Origin of the sequence: Caldibacillus sp. 210928-DFI.2.18 (genome assembly GCF_020554505.1) — a bacterium.
Lineage (GTDB): Bacteria > Bacillota > Bacilli > Bacillales > Caldibacillaceae > Caldifermentibacillus > Caldifermentibacillus hisashii.
In genome coordinates this window covers 1-6,085 of sequence record NZ_JAJCHL010000134.1, presented here as the reverse complement: position 1 = coordinate 6,085, position 6,085 = coordinate 1, and the positions used below count along the sequence as shown (strand labels likewise).

General features: G+C 38.3%; 7 protein-coding genes. 6 read left to right on the top strand and 1 reads right to left on the bottom strand.

Translation table 11 applies throughout. From position 1 onward, the window contains the following. Positions 1–161: 161 nt before the first annotated feature. Positions 162–314, bottom strand: a complete 153-nt coding sequence (locus LIZ98_RS16625; protein ID WP_072012629.1) for a YpzG family protein — start codon at positions 312–314, stop codon at positions 162–164. Between the two features lie 510 nt (positions 315–824). Between LIZ98_RS16625 and qoxA the strand changes: the two genes are divergently transcribed. The 6 genes from qoxA to LIZ98_RS16595 all read left to right on the top strand — a co-directional run bounded on the left by qoxA (position 825) and on the right by LIZ98_RS16595 (position 6,020). Beyond that, positions 825–1,784 (top strand): cytochrome aa3 quinol oxidase subunit II, encoded by a 960-nt coding sequence (gene qoxA / locus LIZ98_RS16620; protein WP_108897412.1) that lies wholly within the window; start codon positions 825–827, stop codon positions 1,782–1,784. Between the two features lie 5 nt (positions 1,785–1,789). Beyond that, the gene (qoxB, locus tag LIZ98_RS16615; RefSeq protein ID WP_108897411.1) at positions 1,790–3,748 is read left to right on the top strand and encodes a cytochrome aa3 quinol oxidase subunit I; all 1,959 of its coding nucleotides are present in this window, start codon (positions 1,790–1,792) and stop codon (positions 3,746–3,748) included. Next, entirely contained in the window at positions 3,748–4,353 is a 606-nt protein-coding gene (qoxC, locus tag LIZ98_RS16610) for a cytochrome aa3 quinol oxidase subunit III (RefSeq protein ID WP_227140303.1), read from the top strand. Before qoxB ends, qoxC begins: the two co-directional genes overlap by 1 nt. After that, positions 4,354–4,659, top strand: coding sequence for a cytochrome aa3 quinol oxidase subunit IV (gene qoxD / locus LIZ98_RS16605; protein WP_108897410.1), 306 nt, complete (start codon positions 4,354–4,356; stop codon positions 4,657–4,659). A 294-nt stretch (positions 4,660–4,953) separates the two neighbouring features. Beyond that, the gene (locus tag LIZ98_RS16600; protein ID WP_034767538.1) at positions 4,954–5,334 is read left to right on the top strand and encodes a CidA/LrgA family protein; all 381 of its coding nucleotides are present in this window, start codon (positions 4,954–4,956) and stop codon (positions 5,332–5,334) included. Beyond that, a complete protein-coding gene (locus LIZ98_RS16595; RefSeq protein ID WP_227140302.1) occupies positions 5,331–6,020 on the top strand; it encodes an LrgB family protein in 690 nt (229 codons plus the stop codon). The genes LIZ98_RS16600 and LIZ98_RS16595 overlap by 4 nt, the downstream gene beginning before the upstream one ends. Positions 6,021–6,085: the final 65 nt, after the last annotated feature.

Here is a 6,085-nt window from a genome sequence, read left to right as displayed (position 1 = left end):
TCCAACAGGGATACTGCTGAATCAAGCTACCTTACTATTAAATCCAACAGGGATAATGCTGAATTAAGGTTTAAGATTTTCTATACTATAAAAAGGACAGGAAAGTTTTCCTGCCCTCTTTTTTGCGACTGTGCGACTTTCGCTTTCGTCGCAGATATACCCTACCATCGATGCGCCTTGGCATTACTCCGCAAAATAATATTATTTTGTGACATTTCTGTATGACCGTTCACTTGCGATTTCATCCGTTTCGGCCTAGTCCAATTATGGTGAAACAATTGTCTTGTGCGGTCAACATCATGGAAATAAGCCATTTTATCACCTCTTGGCAGGATTTGATATTCAAAAGAGAATATCATGATTATTTTGCTATTTCTTCACAAAATATATGAATTTTTTTATTAAATTCATGTAAAATTTCCGTAGGGCCCAGCTCATACAAGTTTTTATCCGCAATATTTTTTAGCCTTTCCAGAAAGTTTTAAAAACAACTACAACAACTTGTCAATGGTGGCTTTTCCCAATTTATACTTTTTATGTGGTTTATAGTAAATACAATTTTATCCTTAACTAATTTGTAACAATTTAGGGCTTCCATTTAGAAAGTTATAGTTTACAATATAGATGTAGTGTTAACTATATTGTAATAATGTATTTTGTAATTTATCACCAAGGTAAGCCTTTCCAAATATGGTTTTTGTCTACTTTGTGAACGTAATTAACACTTTTGTCTAAAATGTGAACAATTTTAGTCAAGAGTGTGAACAAATCTATAACTTTATTGCAATTATATGAATTTCAACTTCTAAGAAAGGGAGAGTCGTATGAAAAAAAGGAAAAGCCTGCTTTTATCAGTATTCTCAGTCATGCTTGTGTTTCTGCTTAGCGGCTGTGAAATGGCTGAACTGGTAGTATTCAACCCAAAAGGACCGCAAGCTGAAAAAATTCTTGATTTAATTAACTGGTCTCTTATTTGGATTGGACTTATCATGGTTGTCGTTATTGCCTTGTTTGTTTATATTGTCTGGAAGTATCGGGCACGTCCGGATAATGCGGATTATGAACCGCCGCAAGAAAAAGGTAATCATCTTGTGGAAATTATTTGGACAGCTATTCCATTCATCATTGTGGTCATCCTGATGGTTCCAACCGTTACCACTTTATTTGATCTGGAAGAAGTTCCAGCAGGTTATGAAGACCAAGAACCATTAGTGATTCATGCAACTTCAGCTGACTGGAAATGGATATTCAGTTATCCGGAACAAAATATTGAAACCATTAACTATGTAAATATTCCGGTTAACCGTCCTGTACTATTTAAATTGACATCGGCAGGAACCATGCAGTCATTCTGGATCCCTGCATTAAGCGGTCAAAAATATACGATGGCAAAAATGGAAACAGAACTTTATATAGTAGCAGATCATGAAGGGTCTTACTTTGGCAGAAACTCAAACTTCAATGGTAAAGGATTCAAAGAAATGGAATTTGAGGTACTTGCCCAATCTTCACAGGATTTTGATAAATGGGTAAAAGAAGTTCAGGAAAAAGCACCTAAATTAACAGAAGAAATGTATGCAGAAAAACTTAAACCTTCACATTTAGGTAGAGAGACGTTTTCAAATACACATCTTGAATGGGTTGATCATGCGGATCCTCATGCTAAAGAATATTTAAATCCTGAATTATACCGTGTTCACGGTTATCCGGGCAAAACTTTTACTGATGAAAATAATGATGTAGACAACGATACAGAAAATAGTGAACCATCATCATGGAGGTGACCATAGTGGACATTAAATGGGATAAAATATTAATCACAGGGAATCCACTCATTTTAGGTGCACAAATTTCAATTGTACTGACAATGGTTGGTATTGTTGTTGGTCTAACTTATTTTAAAAAATGGAAATATCTTTGGTCAGAATGGTTAACATCGGTTGACCATAAACGAATTGGAATTATGTACATCATCATGGGTGTGCTTATGTTCTTCCGTGGTGGTGTCGACGGCTTAATGATGAAAGCTCAAACAGCCGTACCGGAAAATACATTTTTAGATGCTCAACATTATAATGAAGTTTTTACAACTCACGGCGTAATCATGATTTTATTTATGGCGATGCCGATGTTAATCGGAATTATGAATATTGCCATGCCGCTTCAAATCGGGGCTAGGGACGTGGCATTCCCGCAATTGAACTTATTAAGTTTCTGGTTGACTTTTGCCGGTGCAATGCTATTTAACCTCTCGTTTGTCATTGGTGGCTCTCCGGATGCAGGATGGACATCTTACTTCCCGCTTGCCGGTAAAGAGTTTACACCCGGAATCGGTAATAACTTTTACATGGTTGCCCTTCAGATTGCCGGTATCGGTACTTTGATGAGTGGAATTAACTTTATCGTCACAATTATGAAGATGCGGGCACCGGGTATGAAATTAATGAGAATGCCGATGTTTACTTGGACGACATTAATTACATCATTAATTATTGTCATTGCCTTCCCGATCTTTACAGTTGCATTATTATTGGGAACAATGGACCGGATTTTCGGTACACACTTCTTTACCGTTGCAGATGGCGGTCTGGATATGCTTTGGGCTAACCTGTTCTGGTTATGGGGTCACCCGGAAGTGTATATTGTTGTTCTACCGGCATTCGGTATTTACTCGGAAGTTGTTGCAACATTTTCAAAGAAACGTTTATATGGTTATACATCAATGGTTATGGCAATCGTTGTTATTTCCGCCTTAAGTATGCTTGTATGGGTTCACCATTTCTATACTATGGGCGTTGGACCTGCAGTTAACTCTGTGTTCTCCATTACAACGATGGCAATTGCGGTTCCAACCGGTATTAAAATGTTTAACTGGCTCTTTACTATGCGCAAAGGCCGGATAGAATTTACAGCACCAATGATGTGGACATTAGCGTTCATCCCTACGTTCTTAATCGGTGGGGTAACAGGGGTTATGCTCGGAATGGCAGCTGCAGACTTCCAATATCATAATACATTGTTCTTGGTTGCTCACTTCCATTACACATTAATTCCTGGTGTTGTTTACGCAGTATTTGCAGCACTTTATTACTGGTGGCCAAAAGTGTTTGGATTCAAATTGAATGAGCGAATCGGTAAATGGCATTTCTGGTTATTTAACATTGGATTTAACTTAACATTCTTCCCAATGTTCTTCCTTGGTTTACAGGGAGCGGCAAGACGGATGTACACTTACTCGGAAGAATCCGGATTATGGCCGTTATATGCATTATCTGCAGTAGGTGCAATTTTCCTTGCTGCCGGTTTTGCAGCACTTTGCTATAACATTTACTGGAGTATTCGTTACGAAAAACGGACAACAGAAAATGATCCGTGGGGTACAGCAAGAACGCTGGAATGGGCTACTGCAACACCTGTTCCGCATTACAATTTTGCTGTTGTTCCGGAAGTTACCGATGTTGATGCTTATTGGGAAATGAAAAAGAATAAAGATAACTTTGCATTAGATCCAAATAAAATTAAACCAATTCATATGCCAAGTAATTCCGGATTACCTGTATATATGGGGGCAGCCTTCTTAATTGCAGGATTCTTCCTTGTCTTTGAATGGATTCCTTTAGCAGCAATTTCCGCTTTCCTCATCTTTGCAGGAATGATTAAACGCTCCTTTGAATACGATGATGGTTACTATGTTCCGGTTGAAGAAATCATCGAGAAAGAGCGTACATGGAGAGGTGATTCGAAATGATGGAAAGCAAAATGATTAATCACTCTGTACCGACAGAATACCAATCAGAACAAGGAAAATTAAATATATTAGGTTTCTGGATTTTCATCGCGGCAGAAATCATTTTATTTGCAACATTGTTTGCCGTCTATGGGGTTCTTCATACAAGAACCTCTGACGGGCCGACTGGAGAGGAAATTTTTGTTATAAAAGATGTTGTCATTCAAACAATGCTTTTGTTAACAAGTAGTTTTACCGCCGGATTAGTCATTCATGAAATGCGACGTGGAAATGTTCGCGGGTTAATTACTTGGTTAATCATTACTTTAGCATTGGGTGGCGGCTTCCTGTATATGGAAATTAATGAGTTTATCCATTATGTTCATGCAGGCGCCGGGATTCAAACAAGTGCATTTACATCCAGTTTGTTAACTTTACTGGGAACACACGGAGCCCACGTCACTTTAGGTATCTTTTGGGCGATAATGGTTATCATCCAGCTGCTGCAAAGAGGAATTACACCAATAACAGCAAGTAAAGTTCATATTTGGGGTATTTATTGGCACTTCCTTGATGTTGTTTGGATTTTCATCTTTACATTTGTTTATGTAGGGGGGTTAATTTAGATGAACAGCAAGTCACATAATAGTTTCCCCTATACGCATGTTGTCGGGTTTTTATTATCCATTGCTTTAACCATTGCGACGTTATTCGTTGCCTTTAAGACAGGTCTTTCAGCAGGTATTGTGATGATTATTATTGCCGGGTTGGCTGTTGCTCAAGCAGGACTGCAACTATTTATGTTCATGCATATGACAGAAGGCGAAGATCGCGATACAAAAGTGGTCCATACGGTATATGCGGTGTTCATGGCTGTTGTCATTGTCGCTGGTTCCATCTGGGTTATGACTGCCGGGCATCCAATTCATTAAACTTATCATGATACAGTGTAAAAAACGGGTTTCCCAAAAGGGACCCGTTTTTTTAGTCCATGTTTTAAGAGCGCTTCGTCAATATAGAAATGTCTTCAAGTTGATTATGACCCGTTTTTTAGTGCATGTTTTAAGAGGCGGTTGCAGTCTGTGAGGAGAGGAAAACTTAAGATTTTTCCCGGTCTTTTTGAACATCCACTTTCCATACATTTTGATTGAGTTTCATTGATACAGGGTGTAAAATGAAGTAACTGTTATTTAACAGTTCTGAAGATTTTCAAGGGGGAACGAGAAATGAAATTCATAAAGTTCATTTTGCAAATGTTATTGATTACCTTTTTTTACATCATTGGTGAAGTTTTACAAAATATCTTTCGGTTATCGATCCCAGGGAGTATTATCGGATTAATTTTATTGTTTCTCTTCTTGTCCAGTAAAATACTTCCGGAAACCTGGGTGAATCAAGGGGCGAATTTTCTGCTGTCACTTATGCCTTTGTTTCTTGTACCCGCCACAGTTGGGGTGATGAATTATTTCCATATTTTTCACGGCAAAGGAATACTCCTTATCATGGGTATAATCGTAAGTACCTGCATTGTCTTTGTCGCTTCTGCTTTTGTTTGTGAGAAATTGGGGAAAACTACATTCAAAGAGAAGGAGAAACATTTGGCATGAACACTATAAGTATTGGAGTCGGCATGTTCTTATTAACCGTTGGCGTATTTTTTGCAGCGAAAAAATTTGCCGTTAAATATAAAAACCCGATTTTGAATCCAACATTAACAACGACCATCATTATTATTATTATATTGGTAAGTTTGAATATTCCTTATGAAACATATATGGATGGGGGCAAATGGCTTCATGAATTACTAGGACCGACAGTCGTGGCGTTAGCCTTTCCTTTATATAAATACAAAGAACTTTTATTGAAATATTTCCAACCGGTCTTGGTTAGTATTTTTCTGGCCGTTACGTTGAATTTGATAACAGTTTACATAATCTTAAATCTTCTTGGTTATACGAAAGAAATGATTTTTACGGCGCTTCCCAAGTCGATTACAACCGCTGTCGCTGTTCAAATAGCCGGTCAGATTGGCGGGATTCCGTCATTAACCGCTGTTTTTGTTATGATCGCAGGGTTTACCGGGGCAATCATCGGGCCGTACTTACTTAAAATTTTCAAGTTTGACCATACAATCGCACGCGGAATGGCTTTTGGTAACGCCTCCCACGCAATTGGCACAGCCAAGGCATTTGAAGATAATCTCGAAACAGGTTCAATCAGTTCAGCAGGCATGATTTTATCGGCAATTTTCAGTTCTTTTCTTATCCCTTTTCTTGTTTGGATCCTTTTTTAAAAAATCGAGTTTAAGAAAAGCGCAGAGCGCCCGCTTAGCGACGTACAAACTGGAGCGCCCCGCAA